Raw genomic sequence first — 25,197 nt, 5'->3', positions numbered from 1 at the left:
CTAGTCAACAGATGGGGCACGTCGAACAATCCACCGTCCAAACAACATGCAGGAGGAACGGCATGCCAAAAAAATTATTCATCACTTTGCCCTGGTATGACGAATGCCAGGAGACGTTTGCAGGAGAAGCCCATTGGCCCCAATCAATGCAAGCCATCCTGCATGGCGGGATGTGCTCGTGATTGCCTTCACCAGGGTCCAGACATGAACGCCAGAACGCTCGCGAACGATGCCATTCCCTCTACCATCCGCTCGCGCGTCTTCCTGGGGCCCATCGAAGCGCTGCTGCTCCTGGTCGCCATCGTGTGGGGCGGCAGCTACAGCGCAGCCAAAATCGCAACCGATCACATGCCTGTGCTGCAGTTTCTGGTGCTGCGATTCGGCCTGACATTTCTGCTTCTTCTGCCCGCACTGCGCGGGCTGGCGGTGCCGTCGTGGCCGTCGGCACTGGCTGGGGCCTCACTGCTGGGAGCCAACCTGCTCGCTGTCTTCGTCTGCGAAACTTTCGGGGTTTCGCTCACCACCACGTCGAATGCGGCGTTCCTGATCAGCCTGTGTGTGGCATTCACGCCGCTGTGCGAATGGTGGCTGCTCAAGGTTCGGCCGACGGTTGCGGTGTTGGCCGCTGCGGTGCTATCGCTGCTGGGCGCCGGCTTGCTGGCATTTCAGCATGGGGGCAGTGTGTCGGCGCTGGCAGGAGGCGATGCGCTCATGGTGCTGGCTGCCTTCTTGCGCGGTGTGATGGTCTGCCTGACAAGGCGCCACGGTCAGCGCCATGGCCTGCCGGCGCTGACGATGACTGCGGTGCAGATGGACGTGATGACGTTGGGCTCGGCGCTGCTGATGATCGCAGTGCATGGCCAGGTTTGGGTGCCGCTGCCAACCAACGCGTCGTTCTGGGGGGCAATGGCCTTTCTGGTGTTGCTCTGCACCTTGCTGGCGTTCGTTGCGCAAAACTACGCAGCATCGCGCACCAGTCCCTCGCGGGTGGCCCTGCTGATGGGCAGCGAACCCCTTTGGGGTGCACTGATAGCCGCACTTTGGTTGGGCGACCGCCTCACGCTACAGGGCTGGATCGGCGGCCTGCTGATCGTGGCCTCGGCCTGGTGGGTCACACGGCCCAAGATTTGACGGGACTGTACGTCCAATACTCGCCGGAAAAAAAGGCGCCTCCCGATCAACCACAGCCCTGCCACCAGCAACAACGGCGGGCCATGGGCTGTGCTGGGCACCCAAGACCCCGGACCGTCGCAGGCACTGCGCCACCACACAGAGCGCGTGTGCTTCACCTTGCAATTTGTCTTGGCTTTCGTGTACTACCGCTTCGTACGTGGCGATGTCAGACAATCAAGTCGCTATGGCCAAAGACAAGACCCTCTACACCTGCAACGAATGTGGCGGCAGCAGCCCGCGCTGGCTGGGCAAGTGCCCGCACTGCAACGCCTGGAACACCCTGGTGGAATCGGTGGCCGAACCGGCCGCCCCGGCCAAAAACCGCTTCGCCGCCCTCGCGCCCACGGCGCAGATCGCGGTGCTGTCCGAGATCGAAGCCAGCGACGTCGACCGCAGTCCCACCGGCCTGGACGAACTGGACCGGGTGCTGGGTGGCGGCATCGTGGAAGGTGGTGTAGTGCTCATCGGCGGCGACCCGGGCATCGGCAAATCCACCCTGCTGCTGCAGGCGCTGGACGCCCTGCAACGCGCCGGCTTGAGCACGCTCTACGTCACCGGTGAAGAAAGTGGCGCCCAGGTGGCACTGCGTTCGCGCCGGCTGGGCCTGAACCAAAGCCAGGTCAAGGTGCTGGCCGAGATCCAGCTCGAAAAAATCCTGCACACGCTGCAAGCGCAAAAACCCGCCATCGCGGTCATCGACTCCATCCAGACCGTCTACTCCGACCAGCTCACCTCAGCGCCCGGCTCGGTTGCGCAGGTGCGCGAATGTGCCGCTCACCTCACCCGCGCCGCCAAGGCCAGCGGCACCGCCATCGTGCTGGTGGGCCACGTGACCAAGGAAGGCGCCCTCGCCGGCCCACGCGTGCTGGAGCACATGGTGGACACGGTGCTCTATTTCGAGGGCGACACCCACAGCAGCTTCCGCCTGGTGCGCGCCATCAAAAACCGCTTTGGCGCGGTCAATGAGATCGGCGTTTTCGCCATGACCGAAAAAGGCCTCAAGGGCGTGAGCAACCCCAGCGCCATCTTCTTGAGCCAACACACCGAACCCGTGCCGGGCAGCTGTGTGATGGTGACGCTGGAGGGCACCCGGCCCATGCTGGTGGAAATCCAGGCGCTGGTGGACACCGGCGGCCCCTCACCCCGGCGCCTGAGCGTGGGCCTCGACCGCGACCGCCTGGCCATGCTGTTGGCGGTGCTGCACCGCCACGCCGGCGTGGCCTGCATGGATCAGGACGTGTTCGTCAACGCGGTGGGTGGTGTGCGCATCACCGAACCCGCCGCCGACCTGGCGGTGATGCTGGCCATCACAAGCAGCCTGCGCGGCAAAGCCCTGCCCAAAGGCTTCATCGCCTTTGGCGAAGTGGGCCTGGCCGGCGAGGTTCGCCCCGCGCCGCGCGGGCAGGAGCGGTTGAAAGAAGCCGCCAAGCTGGGCTTTTCGGTGGCGGTGGTGCCCAAGGCCAACGCGCCCAAGGCGACCGACAAGGCCTTGATGGCGGCCCTCAGCGGCATGACCATCCACGCGGTGGAGCGGATTGAGGACGCGCTGGAGGTGGTGCGTCAGATGTAGCATCCTGCCCATGCCCACCTTGTCTATCTTCTTTGGCATCATCGTGCGCATATGGCACGATGACCACCCGCCGCCGCACATCCATGTCTAATACCAGGGATTCGAGGCGCTGGTGGCGATCGACACAGGAACTGTCACTGCGGGTGAACTGCCTCGAAAAGTGGCCTCCATCGTGCAGGAGTGGTGTGTGACACACCACAGCGAACTGCAGGAAAATTGGCAACGCGCACAGCGGTTTGAACCCCTGCAGCGCATTCAAGGAGCAGACCGTGATTAAGCTGTTGAAGTTTGCCTGTGGTGCCGATTTTCAGGTGGAACTCTGGTTCTCTGACCACAGTCAGGGCCACTGGGATGCGCAGCCCTATTTGCGCACCCATCAGGGTCCCCTCTTGGAGCCACTGCGGGAAGCAAGCTACTTTCGCCGCTGCTGCATTGATGCGGGCGCACTGTGCTGGCCCAATGGCTTGGAGTTGTCGGCGGCCCGTCTGCACGAACTGACAGCCGCGCGCGAAACCGCCTGAGGCGATACCGCGCCCGCGCGATCCCTGCGTCAAGTCCAAGACTTCAGCGTGACTCCCGACCTGGACTGGCACGCACCACACCATAAGCTCGCAACGCAGACGCCTCTTGAGAGGCGCGCGTGGTGCCTGGCACCATACGATAGCTCGGCGCAACGATCGGCTCGACGCGGATGACACAGACCTCGATGACCGCACGAATCGGAAAGACGTCTTGCGTCTGAGCCAGCAGAGGTTCCGCCAACGCAGCAAAGTCCGCCTCCGTCGGCACCACCACCCGGGCGTTGCCAACCAATTTGACACCTCGCTGTTCGAAAACATCGATGCAACTGACGCACACCAAGGGCTGCTGGCGGATATTGGCCACACTGCGTGGCGACGCAATGTGCGCGATCACCAACCGGTTGTCGCCCACCAGCGCAAACACCTCTTTGGGCGACACGTTGGGCTGACCGTTCGTGTCTGCGGTGGCAAGCCAACACAACACGCTGCGTCGAACGCAATCACGGATTTCGTCGTTGAACATAAAGGCTCCCTCTTTTCTGCCTCCGCATGCTACCCGGGCCGCCCGGTAAACTTGGGCTCTCACCAGACCGACCCCGAAAGCCCCTTTTGTTTGCATTGTTCGAAGAAGCCGGCAAGTTCCTGACCGGCCGTGTGTTGTCTGAAGCCGAAAGCTCGCTGCAGGTGGAGCTGGACTCGGGCAAACGCGTCAAAGTCAAGGCCGCCAACACGCTCCTCAAATTTGAGAAGCCGGCGCCAGCCGCGCTGCTGGCGTCCGCACAGGCGTTGGCCGATGGCATGGAGGCCGATCTGGCCTGGGAGTTTGCACCCGAGGACGAATTCAGCTTTGCCGACCTGGCGGCTGTGTACTTCAGCGATCCGCCCACGGTGGACCAACAGGTCGCCGCGCTGCTCAAGTTGTCCGAGGTGCCGCACTACTTCCGCCGCGCCGGCAAGGGCCGCTTCAAGAAGGCATCGGCCGAGATCGTGCAGCAGGCGCTGGCCGCGATTGAGAAGAAGAAGTTGGTGCAGGCGCAGATCGACGCCTGGGCGGCTGAATTGGCTGCCGGCCAATGCCCGGCGCCGGTGCGCGAGCAGCTGTTCAAAATCCTGTTCAAACCCGACAAAAACGGGCCCGAATACAAGGCCGTGGCCGAGGCCACGCGCCAGACCCACCTGGCGCCGCTGGCCTTGCTGGAAAAAGTGGGCGCCATCAGCAGCGCCTACCAGTTCCACTGGCAGCGTTTCCTGTTCGACTTTTTCCCACGCGGCACGGGCTTTCCCGCGCTGCAGGCGCCGCCGGTGGAAGGCGAGCTGCCGGTGGCCGCCGTGCAGGCTTTCTCCATCGACGACTCGCACACCACGGAAATCGACGACGCGCTGTCGGTGCAGGGCCTCGGGACAGGCACGGTCACGCTGGGCATCCACATCGCGGCACCCGGCCTGGCCATCGCACCCGGTGGCCCGCTGGACCAGGTCGCCCGCGCGCGCCTGTCCACCGTCTACATGCCCGGCCACAAGATCACCATGTTGCCCGACGCGGTGGTGCAGGCTTATACACTCGATGAAGGGCGCGACTGCCCGGCGGTGTCGCTCTACGTCACCATCGACGAAGCGACGCTGGCCTTCACCGCCAGCGAAACCAAGCTGGAGCGCGTGCCCATCGCACACAACCTGCGCCACGACAAGCTGGACGACCTGATCACCCCCGAATGGCTGGCAGGCGTTGCCAACAACGCCGCCGCGCCCGAGCTGACCGCCCTGCAACCCCAACTGGCGTTTTTGTGGCGCCTGGCCCAGCACCTCAAGGCACAGCGCGAGGTGGTGCGCGGCAAACCCGAAACCTTCAACCGCCCCGACTACAGCTTCAAGCTGGCCGACAAAGCCGGGGACGAACCGATGGGCGACGAAACGGTGCTGATCAGCACCCGCAAACGCGGCGCCCCGCTGGACCTGATGGTGGCCGAGGCCATGATCGTGGCCAACAGCACCTGGGGCCAGTGGCTGGCCGACTGCGGCGTGCCCGGCATCTACCGCAGCCAGCACAGCCTGGCGCCCGGTGTGAAGGTGCGCATGGGCACCAAGGCCCAGCCGCACGCGGGCATCGGTGTCAAGTGCTACGCGTGGAGCACCTCGCCCCTGCGCCGCTACACCGACCTGGTGAACCAGTGGCAGATCATCGCCTGCGCCCGCCACGGCAAAACTGCCGCACTGGCTGCGCCCTTCAAACCGAAGGACGCCGACCTGTTCTCCATCATCAGCGCGTTCGACGGGGCCTACAGCGCCTACAACCAGTTCCAGGGTGGCATGGAACGCTACTGGACCCTGAAACACCTGCAGCAGACCGGCACCACCGAACTCACCGCCACCGTGATGAAGGACGGTCTGGTGCGCGCCGACACCCTGCCCCTGGTGCTGCAGGTGATGGGTGCCGATGGCTTGCCGCGTGGTGCCCACGTGCGCGTGCGCCTGGGTGCGATGGACCTGATTTCCCTGGACGTGGGCGGCACCGTCATCGAGCGCCTGGACCAGCCGGTGGAAGACCTGGCCGAGGACGAGGGCGACGACGAGCTGGCGGCCCCACTGGCCATCGCTGTCGACATGGAGGCCGACACCCCAGTTTCTGCTCCGGCGCCCGCCGCCGACACGGATAATCCGGCCTCGTGAAAACCCCCGCCGCGTTCAGCCCCCTCCAGATCGCCCTGGGCGTGTCGGTGGCCGTGCACGCGGCGCTGTTGACGGTGCGTTTCGTCAACCCCGAGGCCTTCAACCGCGTGTTCCAGGACACGCCGCTGGAGGTGGTGCTGGTCAACGCCCGCAGCGAGGACAAACCCGACAAGGCACAGGCCATCGCGCAAGCCAACCTCACCGGCGGCGGCGAGGCCGAACGCGGCCGCGCCACCTCGCCCCTGCCTCCATCTGCTCAGGCACGACTGGGCGACCCGGTGGAGGAGGAAGAAAAGCGCATCGAGGCGATGAAGGAGCAGCAGAACCGCATGCTGGCCCAGATTCGCAAACAACTCGCCAGCTACCGCGTCAACGAAACACCCGACAACCAGCGCACACCCGACGAGCAGGAGCGCGAGCAACGCCGCCTGGCGCTGGTGAAGGTGCTGGCCGAAATCGAGCGCCGCATCAACGAAGAAAACGCGCGCCCCAAAAAGCGCTACATCAGCCCGGCCACGCGCGAGGCGGTGTACGCGGTGTACTACGATGAACTGCGGCGCAAGATCGAAGACCGCGGCACCACCCAGTTTCCCGAAGTGGGTGGGCGCAAACTCTATGGCGAGCTCACCATGGTCATCACCGTCAACTTTGACGGCCGCGTGCTGGCCACCGAGGTGGTGGAAAGCTCGCGCCAGAAGGCGCTCGATGCGCGTGCCGAGGCCATCGTCAAAAGCCTGTCTTTCGGCGGCTTCAATGCCGCCATGCGCCAGCGCGCCGACCAGATCGTGGTGGTGTCGCGCTTCCGCTTCACCCGAGACGAAACGCTGCAGACGCAGCAGATGAGCAACTGATCCCCATGGACCGCTATGCCGTCGTGGGTCACCCGGTGACCCACAGCCAATCCCCCGCCATCCACACCCGCTTTGCCGAGCTGACCGGCCAGCGGCTGACGTACGAGCGCCTTGAGCTGCCGCTGGGGGGCTTCCGCCCAGGCATTGAAGCCGCACGTGCCGGTGGCCTCAGCGGCGGCAACGTGACCGTGCCCTTCAAGCTCGACGCCTTTGACTGGGTGCAGCACCGCAGCGCCCGGGCCGAGCTGGCGCAGGCCTGCAACACCTTCTGGTTTGAGGCCGACGGCGTGCACGGCGACAACACCGACGGCATTGGCCTGGTGCGCGACATCACCCGCAACGCCGGCGTGGCGTTGCACGGCGCACGCGTGTTGCTGGTGGGCGCGGGCGGCGCGGGTGCCGGTGTGCTCGGGCCGCTGCTCAGCGAAGGGCCGGCCGAGCTGGTGCTGAGCAACCGCACCGTGGCGCGGGCACAAGAGGTGACAGACCGCCACGCCGACTGGGCCAAACGCCACGGCGCACACCTGCTCGCCAGCGGCCTGATGGACGTGTTGGGCCACTTCGACGTGGTGATCAACGCCACCGCTGCCAGCCTGCAAGGCGCTGAGCCACCGCTGCCAGCCAGTGCCATACGCCCCGGCACGCTGGTGGTGGACATGATGTACGGCCCCAAGTCGCAACCCTTTGCCGATTGGACGCGCGCCCAGGGCGCCACCGTGCGCGACGGCCTGGGCATGCTGGTGGAGCAGGCGGCCGAGGCTTTCTACATCTGGCGCGGCGTGATGCCGCCGGCCGCGCAGGTGCTGGCCGAGCGCCGCGCGGCGCTGGTGCACTGACATGCGCTCGGTGCTGCATTGGCTGGGCTGGCTGCTGGCCGCGCTGCTGGCGCTGCAGCTGTTTTTTGTGCTGCGCATCGCGCTGATGGCGGTGGTTGATCCACAAAGCACCGCCTTCATGCGCTCAGAAGCCTGGCGGCTGGCGATGGCACAGCAGGGCGTGCCCAAGTGGCGCCAGGAATGGGTGCCCTATGAAGACATCTCGCCCCACCTCAAGCGCGCGGTGATGGCGTCTGAGGACGCCGATTTCACCAACCACAAGGGTGTGGACTGGGACGCCATCGAGACGGCCTGGGAAAAAAACGCCAAACGCGCCGAGCTGGCCGAAAAACGCGCCGCCAAAGCCAAAGACCCGAGCAAGGTCAAGCCACCCAAAGTCGTGGGCGGCTCCACCATCACCCAGCAGTTGGCCAAAAACCTGCTGCTGTCGGGCGAACGGCACCTGCTGCGCAAGGGCCAGGAATTTGTGCTCACGCTGGCGCTGGAACTGCTGCTGGACAAGCGCCGCATTCTGGAGATTTACCTCAACAGCGTGGAATGGGGCGAAGGGGTGTTTGGCGCCGACGCCGCTGCCCAGCGCTACTTTCGCAAGACCGCCAAGTCGCTCAGCGCCACCGAATCGGCGCGCCTGGCGGTGATGTTGCCCAGCCCCAAATTTTTCGAGAGCCGCCCCGGCTCGCCCTACCTGGCCGGGCGCACCGCCACCATCGCCGCCCGCATGGGCGCGGTGCAAGCCCCATGAGCGCACAGCCATGATGGCGCGTGTGTTTGGCTGGCTGCTGCTGGGTTTCATCCGCCTGCTCACCGGGGCCCAGGCGCGCTGGTATGGCTGCCCGCCCAAGGCCGAACAGCGCATCTACTTTGCCAACCACCAGAGCCACGCCGACCTGGTGCTGATCTGGGCCGCGCTGCCCAAGGAGCTGCGTGGCATCACCCGCCCGATTGCCGCCAAGGACTACTGGACCACCAGCCCCCTCAAACGCTGGATTACCACCGAGGTGTTCAACGCCATCTACGTGGACCGCCAAAAGCAGGGGGGGCCCGATGGTGAGGCGACCGACCCGCTGGAACCTCTGATCGAAGCCCTGACCCAGGGCGACTCCATCATCCTGTTTCCCGAAGGCACCCGCGGTCACCACGAAGACCCGCAGGCCTTCAAGTCGGGCCTGTACAACCTGGCCCAACGTTTCCCCGATGTGGTGCTGGTGCCCACCTGGATCAACAACGTCCAGCGTGTCATGCCCAAGGGTGAGGTGGTGCCGGTGCCGGTCTTGTGTTCGGTGACGTTTGGCGCGCCCATCTGCGTCGAACCCGGCGAGGCGCGCACGGCCTTTCTAGCGCGCGCGCGTGATGCCGTCATGGCCCTGAGAGACATCTGAGCATGAGCGGCTTCCTGCGCAACCTCAGCACCAACGAACAGATTGGCCTGCTGTTCGTGCTTCTGTTTGGCTTGCTGACCATCACCAGTGTGGCCATGTTGCTGCTGTCGCTGCGCGAGCGCCGACAACACGATGCGCTCGACGATGGCCAACACCAGCGTCGGCGCGACGACCGCAATTTGCTGCGGGTGTCCTGGATCATGGCCACCGTGTTCTGGGTCGGCTGGGCGGCCGGCGACGGCGTGGCCACAGTGCTGTTCGGCCTGATGTCGTTTTTTGCCTTACGCGAGTTCATCAGCCTCTCGCCCACTCGCCGCAGCGACCACCGCAGCCTGGTGCTGGCCTTTTTTGTGGTGCTGCCGCTGCAGTACCTGCTGGTCTGGCGTGGGCACTACAACCTGTTCACCGTGTTCATCCCGGTGTATGTGTTTCTGGCCCTGCCGGTGGTCAGCGCCCTGGGCAACGAACCACAGTGGTTTCTGGAGCGCAACGCCAAGTTGCAATGGGGCATCATGGTGTGTGTGTATGGCCTGAGCCACGTGCCGGCGCTGATGGTGCTCAACTTCCCGCGTTTTGCCGGCCGCAACGCCTTTCTGGTGTTTTTTCTGGTGCTGGTGGTGCAAACCTGCATGCTGGTGCAGCACCTGGTGGCGCGCCGCCTGCAGGCCCCTGTGGCGCCCGACATCAGTGCCAGTTTCCACTGGCGCAGCTGGGCAGCGGGCCTGGCGGCTGGCGGCCTGCTGGGTGCGCTGCTGGCCGGCTTCACACCGTTTGTGCCGGGCCAGGCGCTGGGCATGGCACTCATTGCCTGTGCCTCGGGCTCCCTGGGGCACCTGGTGATGAAGGCCATCAAACGCGACCGGGGTGTCACCCACTGGGGCGGCGGGCGTTCGGTCACGGGCGCCAGCGGGCTGCTCGACCGGCTCGATGCCCTGTGTTTCGCCGCGCCGGTGTTCTTCCACTCGGTGCGCTGGTACTTCAACCTATGAGAATCCTCGGCATCGACCCCGGCCTGACCTGCACCGGCTTTGGCGTGGTGGACAGCGAAGGCGCCGCCCTGCACTACGTGGCCAGCGGCACCATACGCACCAGCCCTGGCGACGGTGTGTTGCTGCCGCACCGCCTCAAAATTTTGTTCGACGGCATCGGCGAGGTGGTGCAGCGCTACCAACCCCAGATCGCCGTGTGCGAAATTGTCTTCGTCAACGTCAACCCTCAGGCCACGCTGATGCTGGGCCAGGCGCGCGGCTGCTGCCTCACCGCCCTGGTGGCCAACGGCCTGGAGGTGCGCGAGTACACCGCCCTGCAACTCAAAAAGGCCGTCACCGGCCACGGCAAGGCCGCGAAGGAGCAGGTGCAGGAAATGGTCAAGCGCCTGCTGCAACTGCCCGGCCTGCCCGGCAAGGACGCGGCCGACGCCCTCGGCCTGTGCATCACCCACGCCCAGGTGGGCCGCAGCATGGACGCCATCAACAAAGTGGCCAGCCTGCAGGCCCGCACCACCGCCGCCTACAAGGGTGGGCGCAGTTACTGAACGGCCGCGTCGCGCCCAGCCTCAGAGCTTGACCATGACGTGGCGGGCCACGGTGTAGTCTTCCAGTGCGTACATCGACATGTCCTTGCCGTAGCCGCTGGACTTGAGGCCGCCGTGGGGCATTTCGTTGACCAGCATGAAGTGGGTGTTGATCCAGGTGCAGCCGTACTGCAGTTTGCGCGCCACCCGCATGGCGCGGCCCACGTCCTGCGTCCACACCGATGAGGCCAGGCCGTAGTCGGAGTCGTTGGCCCAGGTGATGGCTTCGTCGGGGTCGGTGAAACGCGTGACCGACACCACCGGGCCAAACACCTCGCGGCGCACAATTTCATCGTCCTGGCGGGCGCCGGCAATCACCGTGGGTTCGTAGAAGAAGCCGTTGCCTGGGCGCATCTTGCCGCCCGCCGTCACCTCCATGTGACCCAGCATCTGCGCACGCTCCACAAAGCTGGCCACACGGTCGCGCTGGCGGTCGGTGATCAGCGGCCCCATCTCCACACCGTCTTCGTCCTGGGTGCCGAGCTTGATGGTTTTCACGGCGGCGCTGAGGTCGGCCACCAGGCGGTCGTAGACCTTGGCGCCCGCATAGATGCGGCAGGCGGCCGTGCAGTCCTGGCCGGCGTTGTAGTAGCCGAAGGTGCGCACGCCTTCGACCACCGCGTCCACGTCGGCGTCGTCGAACACGATGACCGGTGCCTTGCCACCCAGCTCCAGGTGGGTGCGCTTCAGGGTGCCGGTGGCGGCCTGCAGAATTTTGCGGCCGGTGGACACGTCACCGGTGAGCGACACCATGCGCACGATGGGGTGCTCCACCAGCGGCTGGCCCACGCTCTGGCCACGGCCACACACCACGTTGAACACCCCTTTGGGCAGGATGTCGGCCACCACACGTGCCAGCAGCAGCGCGGTCAGCGGGGTTTGTTCGCTGGGCTTGAGCACCACGGTATTGCCGGCGGCGAGGGCCGGCGCGGCCTTCCAGGCGGCCATCATCAACGGGTAGTTCCAGGGTGCAATCGATCCGATCACGCCGACAGGGTCGCGCCGGATCAGGCTGGTGTGGCCGCCCAGGTACTCGCCCGCGACCGGGCCGTTCATGGTGCGGGCGGCACCTGCAAAAAAGCGGAAGCAGTCGGCGATGGCCGGGATTTCGTCTTCGAGTGCCCGCACATAGGGCTTGCCACAGTTGAGCGATTCGAGCCGCGCAAAGGCTTCGGCATGGGCCTCGATGGCGTCGGCGATCTTGAGCAACAGGCGCGAACGTTCGCCCGGCGTGGTGTCGCTCCAGCTTTCAAAGGCGCGGTTGGCGCCCAGCACGGCGCGGTGGATCTGCTCGTACGAGGCCTCGGGCACGCTGGCGATGATTTCGCCGGTGGCCGGGTTGAGCACACGCTCGGCCTCGCCTTCACCGGCCACAAACTGGCCGTCGATGAACAGCTCGGTGTGGATGGCGTTCTGGAAATCGGGGGTCTTGCCCATGGTGATGCTCCTTAGCGGCTGCTGGGTTGTTCGTCGGACCGCGTGAGGTAGTACGCGGCCAGGATGGGGATGAAGGTCAGCACGATGACCACGACCGCGACCACGTTGGTGACCGGGCGCTGGCGCGGCCGGATCAGCTCCTGCAGCATCCAGATGGGCAGCGTGGTCTGCTGGCCGGCGGTGAAGGTGGTGACGATGACCTCGTCAAAGCTCAGCGCAAAGGCCAACAGGCCACCTGCCAGCAGGGCCGAGCCCAGCTGCGGCAGGATGACGTGGCGGATGGTCTGGAAGGTGTCGGCACCCAGGTCCATCGACGCCTCGATCAGCGACGGCGAGGTGCGCCGCAGCCGCGCCACCGCGTTGTTGTAGACCACCACCACACAAAAGGTGGCGTGGCCGATGACGATGGTCCAGAAGCTGAACGGGATCTCCATCGTGTGGTAGGCCGTGCGCAGCGCGATGCCGGTGATGATGCCGGGCAGCGCGATGGGCAGGATGAGCAGCAGCGACACCGCATCGCGCCCAAAAAAGCGCGTGCGCGCCAGCCCCGCCGCCGCCAGGGTGCCCAGCACCATGGCGATGCCGGTGGCGATCAGCGCCACGCGGAAGGACAGGCCAATGGCGGCCCACACGTCGTCGCGCGCCCAGGCGGCGGCAAACCACTGCGTGGTCAGGCCCGGTGGCGGGAAAACGTAGCTTTTGTCCTCCGCGCTGAAGGCGTAGAGGATGATGAGCGCCAGCGGGATGTGCAGGAACAGCACGCCGGCCCAGGTGGCGGCTTTGAGGCCCCAGCCGGCTTTGTTGGGATCAGAGCGCATCGAATGCTCCCAGCTTCTTGGCAATCCACAGGTAGACCCCGATCACCACAATGGGCACCAGCGAAAAAGCCGCCGCAAACGGGATGTTGCCCGCCACGCCCTGTTGGCGGTAGACCACCTGGCCGATGAACAGGGTGGAGTCGCCGATGACCTGCGGGATGATGTAGTCGCCCAGCGTGAACGAGAAGGTGAAGATGGAACCGGCGGCGATGCCTGGCATGGCGAGCGGAAAGATCACTTTCCAGAAGGTGGTGCTGCCTTTGGCACCAAGATCGCCTGAGGCTTCGAGCAGCGAGCCGGGGATGCGTTCGATGGCCGCCTGGATGGGCAGGATCATGAAAGGCAACCACATGTAGACGAAGACGATGAAGGTGCCCAGGCGCGAAAACGACAGCGAGTTGCCGCCAATGCCCGGCGTGGCCAGCAGCGCCTCCAGCAGCCAGCTCAGGTGCAGCTCGGCCAGCACCCAGCTGATGGCGCCTTCCTTGGCCAGCAACAGCTTCCACGCGTACAGGCGCACCAGGTAGCTGGACCACAAGGGCAGCATGACCGCGATGTAGAGCAGCGCTTTTTGGGGCCCGCGTGCGTAGCGAGCCATGTAGTAAGCGATGGGAAAGGCGATGGCGGTGCAGGCCACGGTGACGGCCAGCGCCATGGCCACGGTGCGCAGCACCACGTCCACGTTGGCGGGCTGCAGCATGTCGCGGAAGTTGACGAGGGTGAGCTGGGTGCGGTCCACCACACCAGAGAACTCGTCCAGTCCAAAAAAGCTGTTGGCCAGCAGCGCAAACAACGAACCCAGGTAGACCACACCAAACCACAGCAGCGGCGGCACCAGCAGCAGCCCCAGGGCCAGGCCACGGCGGGTGTAGAGCAGGTCCGACAGGCGGCGCAGCGGGCCGCCAGTGCTTGCCATCGGCACCGGCAAGGTCATGGTGTTCATGCGGCCGCCCCCTGCAGCGCATGCACAGCGTCCTGGCTCCAGTGCAGGTGCACCGTGTCGCCAGCTTCAGGCACAACCGTGAGTTGAAGCGGGTTGAGGTCCACCACCACCGGCTCACCCGCCCAGTCCATGCGCAAGCGCGAGAAGGCGCCGAAATACTGCACGTCCAGCACTGGGCCGCTGAGGCGTGCGCTGTGGGCGGCGCCCAGTTGAATGCGTTCGGGCCGCAGCATCACGCTGTCCACGCCAGCGAGTTGGCGCGCGCGCTCGCCCTGGAACACGTTGGCGGCGCCCACAAAGTCGGCCACAAAACGTGTGGCCGGTGCGTTGTAGATGGCCTGCGGTGTGCCCACCTGTTCCAGCCGGCCCTGGTTGAACACACCAATGCGGTCACTCATCGACAGCGCCTCGTGCTGGTCGTGGGTGATAAACAAAAAGGTGATGCCCAGTTTGCGCTGCAAGGCCTTCAACTCGGTCTGCATCTGCTCGCGCAGCTTCAAATCCAGCGCGCCCAAAGGCTCGTCGAGCAACAGCACCTGCGGCTCGTTGATGAGCGCGCGCGCCAGCGCCACCCGCTGGCGCTGACCGCCAGACAGTTGGGCCGGGCGGCGGTCGCCCACGCCCCCCAGGCGCACCAGCTCCAGCATGTCGTCGGCACGGCGCAGGCGCTGGGCCTTGTCCACACCCTTGACCATGAGGCCGTAGGCCACGTTGTCGCGGATGTTCATATGCGGGAACAGCGCGTAATCCTGGAACACGGTGTTCACCGGCCGCGCATAGGGCGGCAGCTGCGACACGTCCTGCCCACCGATGAGGATGCGCCCCGAGGTGGGCAGGGTGAAGCCGCCAATCATGCGCAGACAAGTCGTCTTGCCCGAGCCCGAAGGCCCCAGCAAGGTGAAAAACTCGCCGCCCTCGATGGTGAGGTCCACGTGTTCCACAGCGCGCACGGTCTGTGCGCCGCTGCCGAACACGCAGGAAACGGCTTCAAGGGTAACGGCGACGGTCATGGATCAGCGGCCGCCCAGAACGGCGATGTAGTCGGACACCCACTTGTGGTACGGCACACAGGCGTTGTTCTGGGTCGTGCACTTGGTGGTCGGCGTCTTCCAGAAGCTGATGCGCTCGAAGCTGTTGTAGCCCTGGCGCGCGCAGCCGTCGTCTCCCAGCAGCTTGTTGCCCTTGCAGGCGGCAGGCACCGAAGGCACCGAGCCGAACCAGGCCGCCAGATCGCCCTGCAGCTTGGGGTTGAGCGAATGCTCCATCCACATGTAGGCACAGTTGGGGTTCTTGGCCTCGGCGTGCATCATGGTGCTGTCGGCCCAGCCGGTGGCGCCTTCCACGGGCACCACGGTGGCCACCGGGCGGTTCTTGCTCTTCAGGATGTTGGCCATGAACTGCCAGCTGCTCGAAGCCACCACCCCTTCGTTGGTGAAGTCGTCGATCTGCACAAAGGCGTCGTGCCAGTACTTGCCCACCAGCTTGCGCTGGCCGCGCAGCAGCTCGAGCGCGGCCTTGTACTGCGCCTCATTGAGTTCGTAGGGGTCTTTGATGCCCAGCGCCGGGTTTTTCTTCATCAGGTAGAGCGCGGCGTCGGCGATGTAGATCGGGCCGTCGAAGGCCTGGACGCGGCCCTTGTTGCTCTTGCCGTCGGGCAGGTTCATCTCTTCGAACACCACGTTCCAGCTGGTGGGCGGCTTGTCCTTGAAGACGGTGGTGTTGTACATCAGCACGTTCCAGCCCCACTGGTAGGGCACACCGTAGTGGGTGTTGTTGGCATAGTGCCAGGGCGCTTTCTGCAGGCGCGGGTCGATGTTTTTGTAGCTGGGAATCAGGTCCACGTTGATGGGCTGCACCCGCTTGCCGGCGATCAGGCGCATGGAGGCATCGCCCGACGCGGTGACCAAATCGAAGCCACCTTCGTTCATCAGCGCCACCATTTCGTCGGAGGTGCCGGCGGTCTTGACGTTGACCTTGCAGCCGGTCTTCTTCTCAAACTCGGTCACCCAGTCGAAGTTCTTGTCGGTCTGGCCACGCTCGATGTAGCCTGGCCAAGCCACGATGTCGACCTGGCCTTCGCCTTTGCCGATTTGTTTGAGCGCGGTCTGCGCCTGGGCCAGCGGCGCGAACGTGCCCAGCGTGAACGCGGTGGCCACCACGCCGGCAACAGCGCGGACCAGGGGTTGTTGTGCAGGTTTCATGTGTCGGTCACCTTTCGATCGGAGGAAGTTGGCACTGCCGCAACCCGCCACCCGGCGTGTTGTCAGTGCACGCATCCTAGGAAAAGTCAACCGACTTTCAAAATTCAATATTCCTGCGGTAAGCTATCTAAAAAATCGATAGTTAGGGTTTACCCATATCGTTTTTGCACTGCAACAGGGCATTTCAAACCGCCGGCGCACCAAGATGAACCGCCACCTCACGCTCAAACAGTTCCGCTACTTTCTGGCGGTGGCCGAATCGGACTCCGTGGCCGCCGCGTCGCGCATGCTCAACATCGCGCAATCGGCCATCACCAAAAGTGTGCTGGAGCTGGAGGACGCGCTGGGCCTGCAACTGTTCGAGCGCAGCCCGAAGGGCATGCGGCTCACGCCCGAGGGCCACCGTTTTCTGGTCAAGGCGCGGCGGGTGATTGGCGCCGTGGCAGACGCCACACGCGGCGTGCAACAAGCTGCCCAGCCGCTGGGCGGCACCCTGGCCGTGGGCGTGACCAGCCTGGTGGCGGGCTACTACCTGTCGGAATTGTTTGCCCGTTTCAAGCGCACCTGCCCAGGGGTGAACCTGCATGTGGTGGAAGACGCCCCGCCTTTTCTGGAACACCTGCTGATCAACGGCGAACTGGACATCGCCATCATGGTGAGCAACGCGTTGGGCGAGCCGCAAGCGCTGGTGGCCGAAACGCTGACGCGCTCACCCAACCGCGTGTGGATGGCGGCCGACCACCCGTTGGCTGCGCAGCCCGAGGTGAGCCTGGCCGAATGCGCGGAGCACGACCAGATCGTGCTGCAGGCCGACCGCATCGAGGTGCTGATGCGCAACGTGTGGGCGCGCCACCAGCTCAAGACGCGCGCGGTGCTCAAAACCTCATCTCTGGAGGCGGTGCGTTCGCTGGTGGGTGTGGGCGCGGGCCTGGCGGTGTTGCCCGACTTTTTGTACCGACCCTGGACACTGGACGCCGAACACGTGGAGGTGCGCACCCTGCGCGATGCGGTGCCCACCGTTGACGTGGGGCTGGTATGGCGGCGTGGTTCTCAACCCCGCGCGGAGGTGCTGGAGTTCATCGAGGTGGCTCGGGATCAGTCGCGGTCTCGGCGGCCTGTGGCTTGAGGCTTCCTTTTGGCGGAGGCGGTGTGCGGCGACCGGGTATCCGGCTCCGCGGCTGTCCCCCGGCCTTCGGCCTCCTCCTTTATGCCGCTGCGCCGGACACCCAGTCACCGCCCACCTGTAGGCACGCGAACGCTTGCATGCAAACCGCACTTCGGCTCGCGGGTGCGGGGTGCGCTGCGCAGCGACATAAAGGGGGAGCCCCGCGCAGCGGGGCGGAGGACAGTCGCGGAGCAGCGTACCCCGCGACCGCGAGCCCGCGAGGTCTACAAACGCAACCCAGCGCGCGCCAATTCCTCCTCCCTCAACCGCAACACCCGCCGCTGCACCTTGCCCGTGGTGGTCATGGGCAAGGCGTCGATGAACTCGATTTCCTTAGGGTATTCGTAGGGCGCCAACTGCCCCTTCACATGCTGTTGCAGCTCTGCCACCAAGGCGGGAGAACCCTCGAACCCAGCGGCCAACACCACATAGGCCTTCACCAAGGCGCCCCGCTCCGCATCGGGTTTGGGCACCACCGCCGCGTTCGCCACGGCAGGGTGTTTGACCAGACAGTTCTCGATCTCGCTCGGCCCGATGCGGTAGCCGGACGACTTGAACACGTCGTCGGCACGGCCTTGGTACCAAAGGTAGCCGTCGGCGTCGCGGGTGGCCATGTCGCCGGTACGGCACCAGCTGCTGGCCGGATCACCCGTGTATTTGGCGCGCGTGGCGGCTTCGTTTTTCCAGTAGCCCAAAAAGAAGATGGGATCGGGCTGGCCGTGCACATCCAGGCGATGCACCGCCACATCGCCCGGCACACCCACCGGGCATTCGTTGCCGTCGTCGTCGATCACCGCCACGCGGTGGCCCGGGTAGCCCTTGCCCATGCTGCCGGGTTTGGCCGGCCACAGGCGGCTGCAATTGCCCACGATGTAGTTGATCTCGGTCTGGCCAAACATCTCGTTGACCGTCACGCCCAGTTGCTCGCGGCAGTAGGCAAACACCGCATCGCCCACGGCTTCGCCTGCGCTCATCAGGGCCTGCAACTTCAGTCGGTAGCGGCCCCGAGGCTTGGGCACGGCCTTCATCATGGCCTTGAGCGCGGTGGGGAACAAAAAGCTGTGCGTCACGCCGTGGCGCTGCATCAGTTCGAACGCCACCTCCGGGGTGAAGCGGCCGTTGTAACCGACGATGGGCCGGCCGAAATAGAGGCTGGGCAACAAGGCGTCCATCAGGCCGCCTGTCCAGGCCCAATCGGCGGGCGACCAGAACACGGCCTGGCTTGGCACACTGGCGTCCCAAGGGTCGAAGCCGAACCAGTTCTGGCTGCAGACAAAACCCGTGAGGTTGCCAATCAACGCGCGGTGCGGGATCAAGGCCCCCTTGGGGTTGCCGGTGGTGCCGCTGGTGTAGATGAGCACGGCCGGGTCGTCGGCAAGGGTGGGCACCAATTCAAAGCGGCTTTGCACCTTGGCCAGGGCCGTTTCCCAATCGATGTCGGCCGAAGCACCGGCCGCACCCACACCCAGCACCTGCCTCAAAGCCGGGCATTCGGCGCGCACCGACAGCACGTTGGCTAAGGTCAGTTCGTCACAGATGGCCACCACGGCCTCGCTGTCTTGCAGGCGAAAAGCCAAAGCCTCGGGGCCAAAGAGCTGCGACAAGGGCATGCCCACCGCACCGAGCTGTAACACCGCCATGTAGGCCACGGCGGTTTCGAAACGCTGTGGCAAGACGATGGCCACGCGGTCGCCACGTTGCACGCCCAGCCCACGCAACAGGTTGGACAGGCGGTTGGCGGCCTCGGCCAGCTCGGCGCGGCTGTGGTGTCGGGCCGGGGCGTTGGGGCCCTCGGCAATGAGCGCGGTCTCGCGACCCAAGGCGGGTGTGGCTGCCCAGCGGCGGCAGCACACCTCGGCCATGTTGAACTGCGCGGGCACCTGCCAACGGAAGTTCGCGTGAAGGTGGGCGTGGTGATCGGCAGGGTTGTCTCGGCCTGGACTGCGGGGCATGGTGTGTCTCCGTAAGATCGTGAAAATGTACCAAGCCCAACGCCCTTCCCGCTCCGAGTTTGTGCCCTTCAGGCACATGCGCTACCACCTGCGCCACTGGGGCACACCCCAAGCCGGTGTGCCGCCACTGGTGCTGGTGCATGGCTGGATGGACGTGTCTGCCTCGTTCCAGTTTGTGGTGGATGCGCTGCAAGCCGAGCGCTGGATCATCGCCCCCGACTGGCGCGGCTACGGCCTGACGGAAGGCCCACCCACCGACAATTACTGGTTTCCCGACTACCTGGCCGACCTGGACCACATCGTGGACCACCTGGCGGGCGACCAACCCATCGACCTGCTGGGCCACAGCATGGGCGGCAACGTGGCCATGATGTACGCGGGCGTGCGGCCCGAACGCATCCGCCGCCTGATCAACCTGGAGGGTTTTGGCATGCCGGCCACACGGCCCGCGCAGGCACCCGGCCGCTACGCGCAGTGGATGGATCAGCTCAAAAGCCTGCCGCGCGGCGACCTGGCCTTGACCACCTACGACGGTGCCTCGGGCGTGGCGGCGCGGCTCGTGAAAACCAACCCACGCCTGAGCGCCGACAAGGCCGAATGGCTGGCTCGGCATTGGGCCGCGCCGCAGGCCGATGGGCGCTGGGCGGTGCTGGGTGACGCCGCGCACAAGATCGTGAACGCCCAGCTGTACCGGGTGGACGAAGTTCAGGCCATTTTTCAGCGCATCAGCGCACCGGTGCTGGCGGTGGAGTCCACCGACAAACACTTCGACGTCTGGTGGAAGGGTCGCTACACCCTGGACGAGTACCACCAACGGCTGCAGGCTGTGCCCCAGGTGCGCATCGCCGAGGTGGCAGACGCCGGCCACATGCTGCACCACGACCAGCCCGGCGCGGTGGCTGCGCTGATCGAGGATTTTCTGGCGGGCTGACGGCGCTGCGGCTGCCATGAGAAAATCGGTGGTTTCGCCGGACCGTGTGGTCAGGCCGCCCCGAATCCCCTCTCGAAAGTTGCCCCCATGGAAGCCGAACGCCTGAACAGCCTCAAAAACCAACTGGCCGACCTCACCGCGCGTGTGGTCGAGCTACGGAGGTATCTTTGACTACGATGCCAAGGCCCTGAAACTCAACGAAGTCAACGCCGCGCTGGAAGACCCCACCGTCTGGGACAACCCCAAGCGCGCCCAGGAACTGGGCAAGGAAAAACGCTCACTGGAAGGTGTGGTGCTGGTGCTGGACCAACTCACCAGCGAACTGGCCGACAACTCCGAGCTGTTCGAGATGTCCGCCGCTGAGGACGACGAGGCCGGTGTGGCCACCATCGAGGCCGAAGGCGCCAAGCTGCAGGCCGAGGTGGAAAAGCTCGAATTCCGTCGGATGTTCAACAACCCGGCCGACCCGTTGAACTGTTTTGTCGACATCCAGGCCGGCGCCGGTGGCACGGAGGCCTGCGACTGGGCCAGCATGCTGCTTCGCCAGTACCTGCGCTACGCCGAACGCAAGGGCTTCAAGGCCACGGTGGAAGAAGAAACCCCGGGTGACACCGCCGGCATCAAGAGCGCCACCATCAAAGTGGAAGGCGAATACGCCTTTGGCCTGCTGCGCACCGAGACCGGCGTGCACCGCCTGGTGCGCAAGTCGCCTTTTGACAGTTCGGGCGGGCGCCACACCTCGTTCGCTTCGCTGTTCGTCTACCCCGAGATCGACGACTCCATCGAGATCAACATCAACCCGGCCGACGTGCGCACCGACACCTTCCGCGCCAGCGGCGCCGGTGGTCAGCACATCAACAAAACCGACTCGGCCGTGCGCCTGACGCACATCCCCACCGGCATCGTGGTGCAGTGCCAGGATGGCCGCAGCCAGCACAGCAACCGCGACGTGGCGTGGCAGCGCCTGCGCTCGCGCCTGTACGACTTTGAAATGCGCAAGCGCATGGAAGAGCAGCAGAAGCTGGAAGACACCAAGACCGACGTCGGCTGGGGCCACCAGATCCGCTCCTACGTGCTGGACAACAGCCGCATCAAGGACCTGCGCACCAACGTCGAAATCTCCGCCACACAAAAGGTGCTGGACGGCGACCTCGACCCCTTCATCGAAGCTTCCCTGAAACAAGGCGTCTGAACATGACTTCTCTGCGTGAAGGCCCCACCACCGTGGTGCGCCGTGAAGACTACGCCGCCCCGGCGTTCTGGATCGACAGCGTCGACCTGAGCTTCGACCTCGACCCGGCCAAGACCCGCGTGCTCAACCGCATGCGCCTGCGCCGCAACCCGGACGTGCCGGCTCAGCCGCTGCGCCTGGACGGCGAGGACCTGAACCTTGCGCGGGTCATGGTCAACGGCGGTGGCTGCTCGTTCAAGATGGACGGCGGCCAGCTGGTGCTGGAGAACCTGCCGGGCTTGGACGACGGGGGCACCGAGCCCTTCGACCTGGAAATCTTCACGACCTGCAATCCGGCCAAGAACACCCAGCTCATGGGCCTGTACGTGAGCCAGGGCACCTTCTTCACGCAGTGCGAGGCCGAGGGCTTTCGCCGCATCACCTACTTCCTGGACCGGCCCGACGTGATGTCGGCCTACACCGTCACCCTCAAGGCCGACAAAACCCTGTACCCCGTGCTGCTGAGCAACGGCAACCTGGTGGACAGCGGTGACCTGGAAGATGGCCGCCACTTTGCCAAATGGGTGGACCCGCACAAAAAGCCCAGCTACCTGTTCGCCCTGGTGGCCGGCAAGCTGGTGCACCGCGAACAAAAAGTGATCGCCCGCAATGGCGCCGAGCACCTGCTGCAGGTCTACGTGCGCCCTGGCGACCTGGACAAAACCGAACATGCGATGAACTCGCTGATGGCCTCTGTCGTGTGGGACGAGGCCCGCTTCGGCCTGCCGCTGGATCTGGAGCGTTTCATGATCGTCGCCACCAGCGACTTCAACATGGGCGCGATGGAGAACAAGGGCCTGAACATCTTCAACACCAAGTACGTGTTGGCCAACCCCGCCACGGCCACCGACACCGACTACGCCAACATCGAAAGCGTGGTGGGTCACGAGTACTTCCACAACTGGACCGGCAACCGCATCACCTGCCGCGACTGGTTCCAGCTGAGCCTGAAAGAAGGCCTGACCGTCTTCCGCGACCAGGAATTCAGCATGGACCTGTGCCCCAGCCCGTCGGCGCGGGCGGTCAAACGCATTGAAGATGTGCGGGTGCTGCGCACCGCGCAATTCCCCGAGGACGCCGGCCCCATGGCCCACCCGGTGCGGCCCGACAGCTACGCCGAGATCAACAACTTCTACACCGTCACCATCTACGAAAAGGGCGCCGAAGTCGTCCGCATGATGCAGACGCTGGTCGGCCGTGATGGCTTTGCGCGTGGCATGAAGCTGTACTTCGAGCGCTTTGATGGCCAGGCCGTGACCTGCGACGACTTCGCGCAAGCCATCGCCGACGCCAACCCCGGCAGCGAACTCGCGAACCACCTGCCGCAGTTCAAGCGCTGGTACAGCCAGGCCGGCACGCCCCGCGTGAAGGCCGAAGGCGCCTACAACGCCGCCGAGCGCACCTACACGCTGACCCTGTCGCAAAGCTGCCCGACCACGCCTGGCCAAGACCACAAAGAACCCTTTGTGATTCCGGTCAACCTGGGGCTGCTCAGTCACGAAGGCCGCGAGCTGCCGCTGCAACTGGCCCACTGGAGCAACGCCGAGGCCGGCACGCGCAACTTTGTGCTGACGCAGGCCAGCGAAACGCTCACCTTCATCAACGTCGACGCCGAACCTGTGCCCTCGCTGCTGCGGGCTTTTAGCGCCCCGGTGGTGCTGGAATGTGAGTACACCGACGCCGAGTTGCTGGTGCTGCTGGCCCACGACACCGACGCTTTCAACCGCTGGGAAGCCGCACAACGCCTGGCCCTGCGCCGCGCGCTCAAGGCCATCAACGAGCCCGGCCCGGTGCCCACCGAGCCACTGAATCCGGCCTTCATCACCGCCATGCGCGCGGTGCTGCGTCACCCCGATCTGGATGCCGCCTTCAAAGACTTGGTGCTCACCCTGCCGGCCGAAACCTACATCGCCGAGCAACTGGCCGAGGTGGACCCGCAGCGCGTGCACGCCGTGCGCGAAGCCATGCGCGCCCAGATGGCGCGCCAGTTGTTCGACGACTGGGCCTGGGCCTTCGAAGCCTTTGAGGGCAACGGCGCTTACTCGCCCGACAGCACCAGCGCCGGCCGCCGCGCCCTGGCGGGGTTGGCGCTCACGCACCTGTGCCTGGCCGCCGCCGACAGCGGCAACACCGTGTGGCCGGGCAAGGCCTACCAGCGCTTCAAGGACGCTGGCAACATGACCGACCGCTTCAATGCCTTGTCGGCCATGGTGGTCAGCGGCAGCGAACTGGCCAAGCCCGCGCTGCAGCGCTTCCACGCGCTGTTCAAAGACGAGGCCCTGGCACTGGACAAGTGGTTTGCCCTGCAGGCCGGCGCGCCCGACCGTGGTGGCAACATCCTGCCCACCGTGCGCCAATTGATGCAGCACCCCGACTTCCAGCTGCGCAACCCCAACCGCGCGCGCAGTGTGCTCACCACCTTCTGCCAGGCCAACCCGGCCGCCTTCCACCGCGCCGACGCCGGTGGCTACGTGTTCTGGAGCGAACGCGTGATGGACATCGACGGCTTCAACCCCCAGGTGGCCGCCCGCCTGGCACGCGCGCTGGACCGCTGGAAAAAGCTGGCCGAGCCCTACCGCAGCGCCGCCCGTGAAGCCATTGCCCGCGTGGCCGCCAAGCCCGACCTGAGCAACGACGTGCGCGAAGTCGTGACCCACGCCCTGAAAGATTGACACGCCATGAAACGCATCTCCCTCTCCCGCTACCTCGTTGAACAACAGCGCGTGGACGGGCGCATCCCGCCCCAGCTGCGCCTGCTGTTGGAAGTGGTGGCCCGCGCCTGCAAACACATCAGCCACTCCGTCAACAAAGGCGCTCTAGGCGACGTGCTGGGCACGGCCAGCAGCGAAAACGTGCAGGGCGAAGTGCAGAAGAAGCTGGACATCATCGCCAACGAGGTGCTGATCGAAGCCAACGAATGGGGCGGCCACCTGGCGGCCATGGCCAGCGAGGAAATGGAAGGCATCTACGTGGTGCCCAACCGCTACCCGCAAGGCGAATACCTGCTGCTGTTCGATCCCCTGGACGGCTCCTCCAACATCGACGTCAATGTCAGCATCGGCACCATCTTCAGCGTGCTCAAAATGCCCGAAGGTGACCGGGGTGTGGACGAAGGCGACTTCCTGCAGGCGGGCAAGCAACAGGTGGCCGCCGGCTACTGCGTCTATGGCCCACAAACCACCCTGGTGTTGACCGTGGGCGACGGCGTGGCCATGTTCACGCTCGACCGGGAACAAGGCTCCTTCGTGCTGGTGCAGGAAAACGTGCAGATACCCGCCGACACCAAAGAATTCGCCATCAACATGAGCAACATGCGCCACTGGGATGCCCCGGTCAAGCGCTACGTGGACGAATGCCTGGCCGGCAAGGAAGGCCCACGCGGCAAAGACTTCAACATGCGCTGGATCGCCTCCATGGTGGCCGACGTGCACCGCATCCTCACCCGCGGCGGCATCTTCATGTACCCCTGGGACAAGCGCGAACCCGAGAAGCCAGGCAAGCTGCGCCTGATGTACGAGGCCAACCCCATGGGCTGGCTGGTGGAACAGGCCGGTGGCGCCGCCACCAATGGCCGCGAGCGCATCCTGGACATCCAGCCCACCAAGCTGCACGAGCGCGTGAGCGTGATCTTAGGCTCGAAGAACGAAGTCGAGCGCGTCACCCGATACCACCTCGATCCCTCCTCGCCGGCCTGAAACCCCCGCCCAGGATTTGCTAGAATCTCGGGCTACGCCGGTGTAGCTCAGTTGGTAGAGCAGCTCATTCGTAATGAGAAGGTCGGGGGTTCGACTCCTCTCTCCGGCACCATATAAAACAAAGACTTAGCCCAGCCTAACCCGCTGGGCTTTTTCTTTGCCCGAGCCGATGTAACGGCGGATGTAAGAGCTTTCCTAGGCGTTGAACAAGAATCGTGCGGCAGCACCATGAGCAAGAAGCGCCTACAGCTGCT

At 65.2% G+C, this 25,197-nt stretch carries 22 protein-coding genes, 1 tRNA gene and 1 pseudogene; 17 read left to right on the top strand and 7 right to left on the bottom strand.

Annotation, left to right across the window (positions count from 1 at the left end; translation table 11 throughout):
* Window positions 1-204: 204 nt before the first annotated feature.
* From ACFQU0_RS01330 to ACFQU0_RS01315, 4 genes and pseudogenes are all read left to right on the top strand, one after another.
* Window positions 205-1,131 carry a DMT family transporter gene (locus ACFQU0_RS01330; RefSeq protein WP_382198270.1) on the top strand — a complete coding sequence of 309 codons (927 nt, stop codon included), beginning with the start codon at window positions 205-207 and terminating at the stop codon, window positions 1,129-1,131.
* A 226-nt stretch (window positions 1,132-1,357) separates the two neighbouring features.
* Window positions 1,358-2,743, top strand: a complete 1,386-nt coding sequence (gene radA / locus ACFQU0_RS01325) for a DNA repair protein RadA (RefSeq protein ID WP_382198101.1) — start codon at window positions 1,358-1,360, stop codon at window positions 2,741-2,743.
* 103 nt (window positions 2,744-2,846) lie between these two features.
* Window positions 2,847-3,020 (top strand): annotated as a pseudogene (locus ACFQU0_RS01320) (DUF4160 domain-containing protein); the annotation flags it as partial.
* Window positions 2,980-3,264, top strand: coding sequence for a hypothetical protein (locus tag ACFQU0_RS01315; RefSeq protein WP_382198099.1), 285 nt, complete (start codon window positions 2,980-2,982; stop codon window positions 3,262-3,264). The pseudogene ACFQU0_RS01320 and the gene ACFQU0_RS01315, both read left to right, overlap by 41 nt.
* A gap of 43 nt (window positions 3,265-3,307) precedes the next feature.
* Here the strand turns inward: ACFQU0_RS01315 and ACFQU0_RS01310 are convergent, their stop codons facing one another.
* Entirely contained in the window at window positions 3,308-3,787 is a 480-nt protein-coding gene (locus ACFQU0_RS01310) for a pyridoxamine 5'-phosphate oxidase family protein (protein WP_382198097.1), read from the bottom strand.
* Between the two features lie 86 nt (window positions 3,788-3,873).
* On the opposite strand from ACFQU0_RS01310, the gene ACFQU0_RS01305 reads away from it, so the two are divergent.
* From ACFQU0_RS01305 to ruvC, 7 genes are read left to right on the top strand one after another with little or no spacing between them, the layout of a single operon-like run.
* On the top strand, window positions 3,874-5,931 hold the full coding sequence (locus ACFQU0_RS01305; RefSeq protein ID WP_382198095.1) for a ribonuclease catalytic domain-containing protein: 2,058 nt from the start codon (window positions 3,874-3,876) through the stop codon (window positions 5,929-5,931).
* Entirely contained in the window at window positions 5,928-6,782 is an 855-nt protein-coding gene (locus ACFQU0_RS01300; protein WP_382198093.1) for an energy transducer TonB, read from the top strand. Before ACFQU0_RS01305 ends, ACFQU0_RS01300 begins: the two co-directional genes overlap by 4 nt.
* A gap of 5 nt (window positions 6,783-6,787) precedes the next feature.
* Window positions 6,788-7,618 (top strand): shikimate dehydrogenase, encoded by an 831-nt coding sequence (aroE, locus tag ACFQU0_RS01295; RefSeq protein ID WP_382198092.1) that lies wholly within the window; start codon window positions 6,788-6,790, stop codon window positions 7,616-7,618.
* A 1-nt stretch (window position 7,619) separates the two neighbouring features.
* Window positions 7,620-8,360: a monofunctional biosynthetic peptidoglycan transglycosylase gene (mtgA, locus tag ACFQU0_RS01290; protein ID WP_382198090.1), complete on the top strand. Its 741-nt coding sequence runs from the start codon at window positions 7,620-7,622 to the stop codon at window positions 8,358-8,360.
* A 10-nt stretch (window positions 8,361-8,370) separates the two neighbouring features.
* Window positions 8,371-8,997 (top strand): lysophospholipid acyltransferase family protein, encoded by a 627-nt coding sequence (locus tag ACFQU0_RS01285; protein WP_382198088.1) that lies wholly within the window; start codon window positions 8,371-8,373, stop codon window positions 8,995-8,997.
* A gap of 2 nt (window positions 8,998-8,999) precedes the next feature.
* On the top strand, window positions 9,000-9,986 hold the full coding sequence (locus ACFQU0_RS01280; RefSeq protein WP_382198087.1) for a phosphatidate cytidylyltransferase: 987 nt from the start codon (window positions 9,000-9,002) through the stop codon (window positions 9,984-9,986).
* Window positions 9,983-10,531, top strand: coding sequence for a crossover junction endodeoxyribonuclease RuvC (ruvC, locus tag ACFQU0_RS01275; RefSeq protein WP_382198085.1), 549 nt, complete (start codon window positions 9,983-9,985; stop codon window positions 10,529-10,531). The genes ACFQU0_RS01280 and ruvC overlap by 4 nt, the downstream gene beginning before the upstream one ends.
* Window positions 10,532-10,552: 21 nt before the next feature.
* Here ruvC and ACFQU0_RS01270 read toward each other — a convergent pair whose 3' ends face one another.
* From ACFQU0_RS01270 to ACFQU0_RS01250, 5 genes are read right to left on the bottom strand one after another with little or no spacing between them, the layout of a single operon-like run.
* Window positions 10,553-12,007: a gamma-aminobutyraldehyde dehydrogenase gene (locus ACFQU0_RS01270; RefSeq protein WP_382198084.1), complete on the bottom strand. Its 1,455-nt coding sequence runs from the start codon at window positions 12,005-12,007 to the stop codon at window positions 10,553-10,555.
* 11 nt (window positions 12,008-12,018) lie between these two features.
* A complete protein-coding gene (locus ACFQU0_RS01265; protein ID WP_382198082.1) occupies window positions 12,019-12,825 on the bottom strand; it encodes an ABC transporter permease in 807 nt (268 codons plus the stop codon).
* Window positions 12,815-13,768, bottom strand: coding sequence for an ABC transporter permease (locus ACFQU0_RS01260; RefSeq protein ID WP_382198080.1), 954 nt, complete (start codon window positions 13,766-13,768; stop codon window positions 12,815-12,817). The genes ACFQU0_RS01265 and ACFQU0_RS01260 overlap by 11 nt, the downstream gene beginning before the upstream one ends.
* The gene (locus tag ACFQU0_RS01255) at window positions 13,765-14,778 is read right to left on the bottom strand and encodes an ABC transporter ATP-binding protein (RefSeq protein WP_382198078.1); all 1,014 of its coding nucleotides are present in this window, start codon (window positions 14,776-14,778) and stop codon (window positions 13,765-13,767) included. Before ACFQU0_RS01255 ends, ACFQU0_RS01260 begins: the two co-directional genes overlap by 4 nt.
* 3 nt (window positions 14,779-14,781) lie before the next feature.
* On the bottom strand, window positions 14,782-15,969 hold the full coding sequence (locus ACFQU0_RS01250) for an ABC transporter substrate-binding protein (RefSeq protein ID WP_382198076.1): 1,188 nt from the start codon (window positions 15,967-15,969) through the stop codon (window positions 14,782-14,784).
* Between the two features lie 205 nt (window positions 15,970-16,174).
* On the opposite strand from ACFQU0_RS01250, the gene ACFQU0_RS01245 reads away from it, so the two are divergent.
* A complete protein-coding gene (locus ACFQU0_RS01245; RefSeq protein ID WP_382198074.1) occupies window positions 16,175-17,095 on the top strand; it encodes a LysR family transcriptional regulator in 921 nt (306 codons plus the stop codon).
* Between the two features lie 263 nt (window positions 17,096-17,358).
* Here ACFQU0_RS01245 and ACFQU0_RS01240 read toward each other — a convergent pair whose 3' ends face one another.
* Window positions 17,359-19,086, bottom strand: coding sequence for an acyl-CoA synthetase (locus ACFQU0_RS01240; protein ID WP_382198072.1), 1,728 nt, complete (start codon window positions 19,084-19,086; stop codon window positions 17,359-17,361).
* Between the two features lie 25 nt (window positions 19,087-19,111).
* Between ACFQU0_RS01240 and ACFQU0_RS01235 the strand changes: the two genes are divergently transcribed.
* From ACFQU0_RS01235 to ACFQU0_RS01215, 5 genes are all read left to right on the top strand, one after another.
* Window positions 19,112-20,017, top strand: a complete 906-nt coding sequence (locus ACFQU0_RS01235) for an alpha/beta fold hydrolase (RefSeq protein ID WP_382198071.1) — start codon at window positions 19,112-19,114, stop codon at window positions 20,015-20,017.
* 87 nt (window positions 20,018-20,104) lie between these two features.
* Window positions 20,105-21,209, top strand: a protein-coding gene (gene prfB, locus ACFQU0_RS01230; protein WP_382198069.1) for a peptide chain release factor 2 whose coding sequence is annotated in 2 segments (ribosomal slippage) — window positions 20,105-20,185 and window positions 20,187-21,209 — 1,104 coding nt in all. Because the reading frame shifts where the segments join, the coding sequence is not laid out codon by codon here.
* A gap of 2 nt (window positions 21,210-21,211) precedes the next feature.
* Entirely contained in the window at window positions 21,212-23,920 is a 2,709-nt protein-coding gene (gene pepN, locus ACFQU0_RS01225) for an aminopeptidase N (RefSeq protein WP_382198067.1), read from the top strand.
* A gap of 6 nt (window positions 23,921-23,926) precedes the next feature.
* Window positions 23,927-24,943, top strand: a complete 1,017-nt coding sequence (locus ACFQU0_RS01220) for a class 1 fructose-bisphosphatase (protein WP_382198065.1) — start codon at window positions 23,927-23,929, stop codon at window positions 24,941-24,943.
* A gap of 36 nt (window positions 24,944-24,979) precedes the next feature.
* A tRNA-Thr gene (locus ACFQU0_RS01215) sits at window positions 24,980-25,055 on the top strand.
* The last annotated feature ends 142 nt before the right edge of the window (window positions 25,056-25,197 follow it).

It is taken from the genome of Hydrogenophaga defluvii (assembly GCF_042665235.1).
Lineage (GTDB): Bacteria > Pseudomonadota > Gammaproteobacteria > Burkholderiales > Burkholderiaceae_C > Hydrogenophaga > Hydrogenophaga defluvii_A.
This window is presented reverse-complemented; position numbering and strand designations above follow the sequence as displayed.

Excerpts from the sequence above, each read along its gene's own strand:
- ACFQU0_RS01330 (WP_382198270.1), top strand. The coding sequence starts at position 205 with ATGAACGCCAGAACGCTCGCGAACGATGCCATTCCCTCTACCATCCGC.
- radA (WP_382198101.1), top strand. The coding sequence starts at position 1,358 with ATGGCCAAAGACAAGACCCTCTACACCTGCAACGAATGTGGCGGCAGC.
- ACFQU0_RS01310 (WP_382198097.1), bottom strand. The coding sequence starts at position 3,787 with ATGTTCAACGACGAAATCCGTGATTGCGTTCGACGCAGCGTGTTGTGT.
- aroE (WP_382198092.1), top strand. The coding sequence starts at position 6,788 with ATGGACCGCTATGCCGTCGTGGGTCACCCGGTGACCCACAGCCAATCC.
- mtgA (WP_382198090.1), top strand. The coding sequence starts at position 7,620 with ATGCGCTCGGTGCTGCATTGGCTGGGCTGGCTGCTGGCCGCGCTGCTG.
- ACFQU0_RS01285 (WP_382198088.1), top strand. The coding sequence starts at position 8,371 with ATGATGGCGCGTGTGTTTGGCTGGCTGCTGCTGGGTTTCATCCGCCTG.
- ACFQU0_RS01280 (WP_382198087.1), top strand. The coding sequence starts at position 9,000 with ATGAGCGGCTTCCTGCGCAACCTCAGCACCAACGAACAGATTGGCCTG.
- ruvC (WP_382198085.1), top strand. The coding sequence starts at position 9,983 with ATGAGAATCCTCGGCATCGACCCCGGCCTGACCTGCACCGGCTTTGGC.
- ACFQU0_RS01270 (WP_382198084.1), bottom strand. The coding sequence starts at position 12,007 with ATGGGCAAGACCCCCGATTTCCAGAACGCCATCCACACCGAGCTGTTC.
- ACFQU0_RS01265 (WP_382198082.1), bottom strand. The coding sequence starts at position 12,825 with ATGCGCTCTGATCCCAACAAAGCCGGCTGGGGCCTCAAAGCCGCCACC.
- ACFQU0_RS01260 (WP_382198080.1), bottom strand. The coding sequence starts at position 13,768 with ATGAACACCATGACCTTGCCGGTGCCGATGGCAAGCACTGGCGGCCCG.
- ACFQU0_RS01255 (WP_382198078.1), bottom strand. The coding sequence starts at position 14,778 with ATGACCGTCGCCGTTACCCTTGAAGCCGTTTCCTGCGTGTTCGGCAGC.
- ACFQU0_RS01250 (WP_382198076.1), bottom strand. The coding sequence starts at position 15,969 with ATGAAACCTGCACAACAACCCCTGGTCCGCGCTGTTGCCGGCGTGGTG.
- ACFQU0_RS01245 (WP_382198074.1), top strand. The coding sequence starts at position 16,175 with ATGAACCGCCACCTCACGCTCAAACAGTTCCGCTACTTTCTGGCGGTG.
- ACFQU0_RS01240 (WP_382198072.1), bottom strand. The coding sequence starts at position 19,086 with ATGCCCCGCAGTCCAGGCCGAGACAACCCTGCCGATCACCACGCCCAC.
- ACFQU0_RS01235 (WP_382198071.1), top strand. The coding sequence starts at position 19,112 with ATGTACCAAGCCCAACGCCCTTCCCGCTCCGAGTTTGTGCCCTTCAGG.
- pepN (WP_382198067.1), top strand. The coding sequence starts at position 21,212 with ATGACTTCTCTGCGTGAAGGCCCCACCACCGTGGTGCGCCGTGAAGAC.
- ACFQU0_RS01220 (WP_382198065.1), top strand. The coding sequence starts at position 23,927 with ATGAAACGCATCTCCCTCTCCCGCTACCTCGTTGAACAACAGCGCGTG.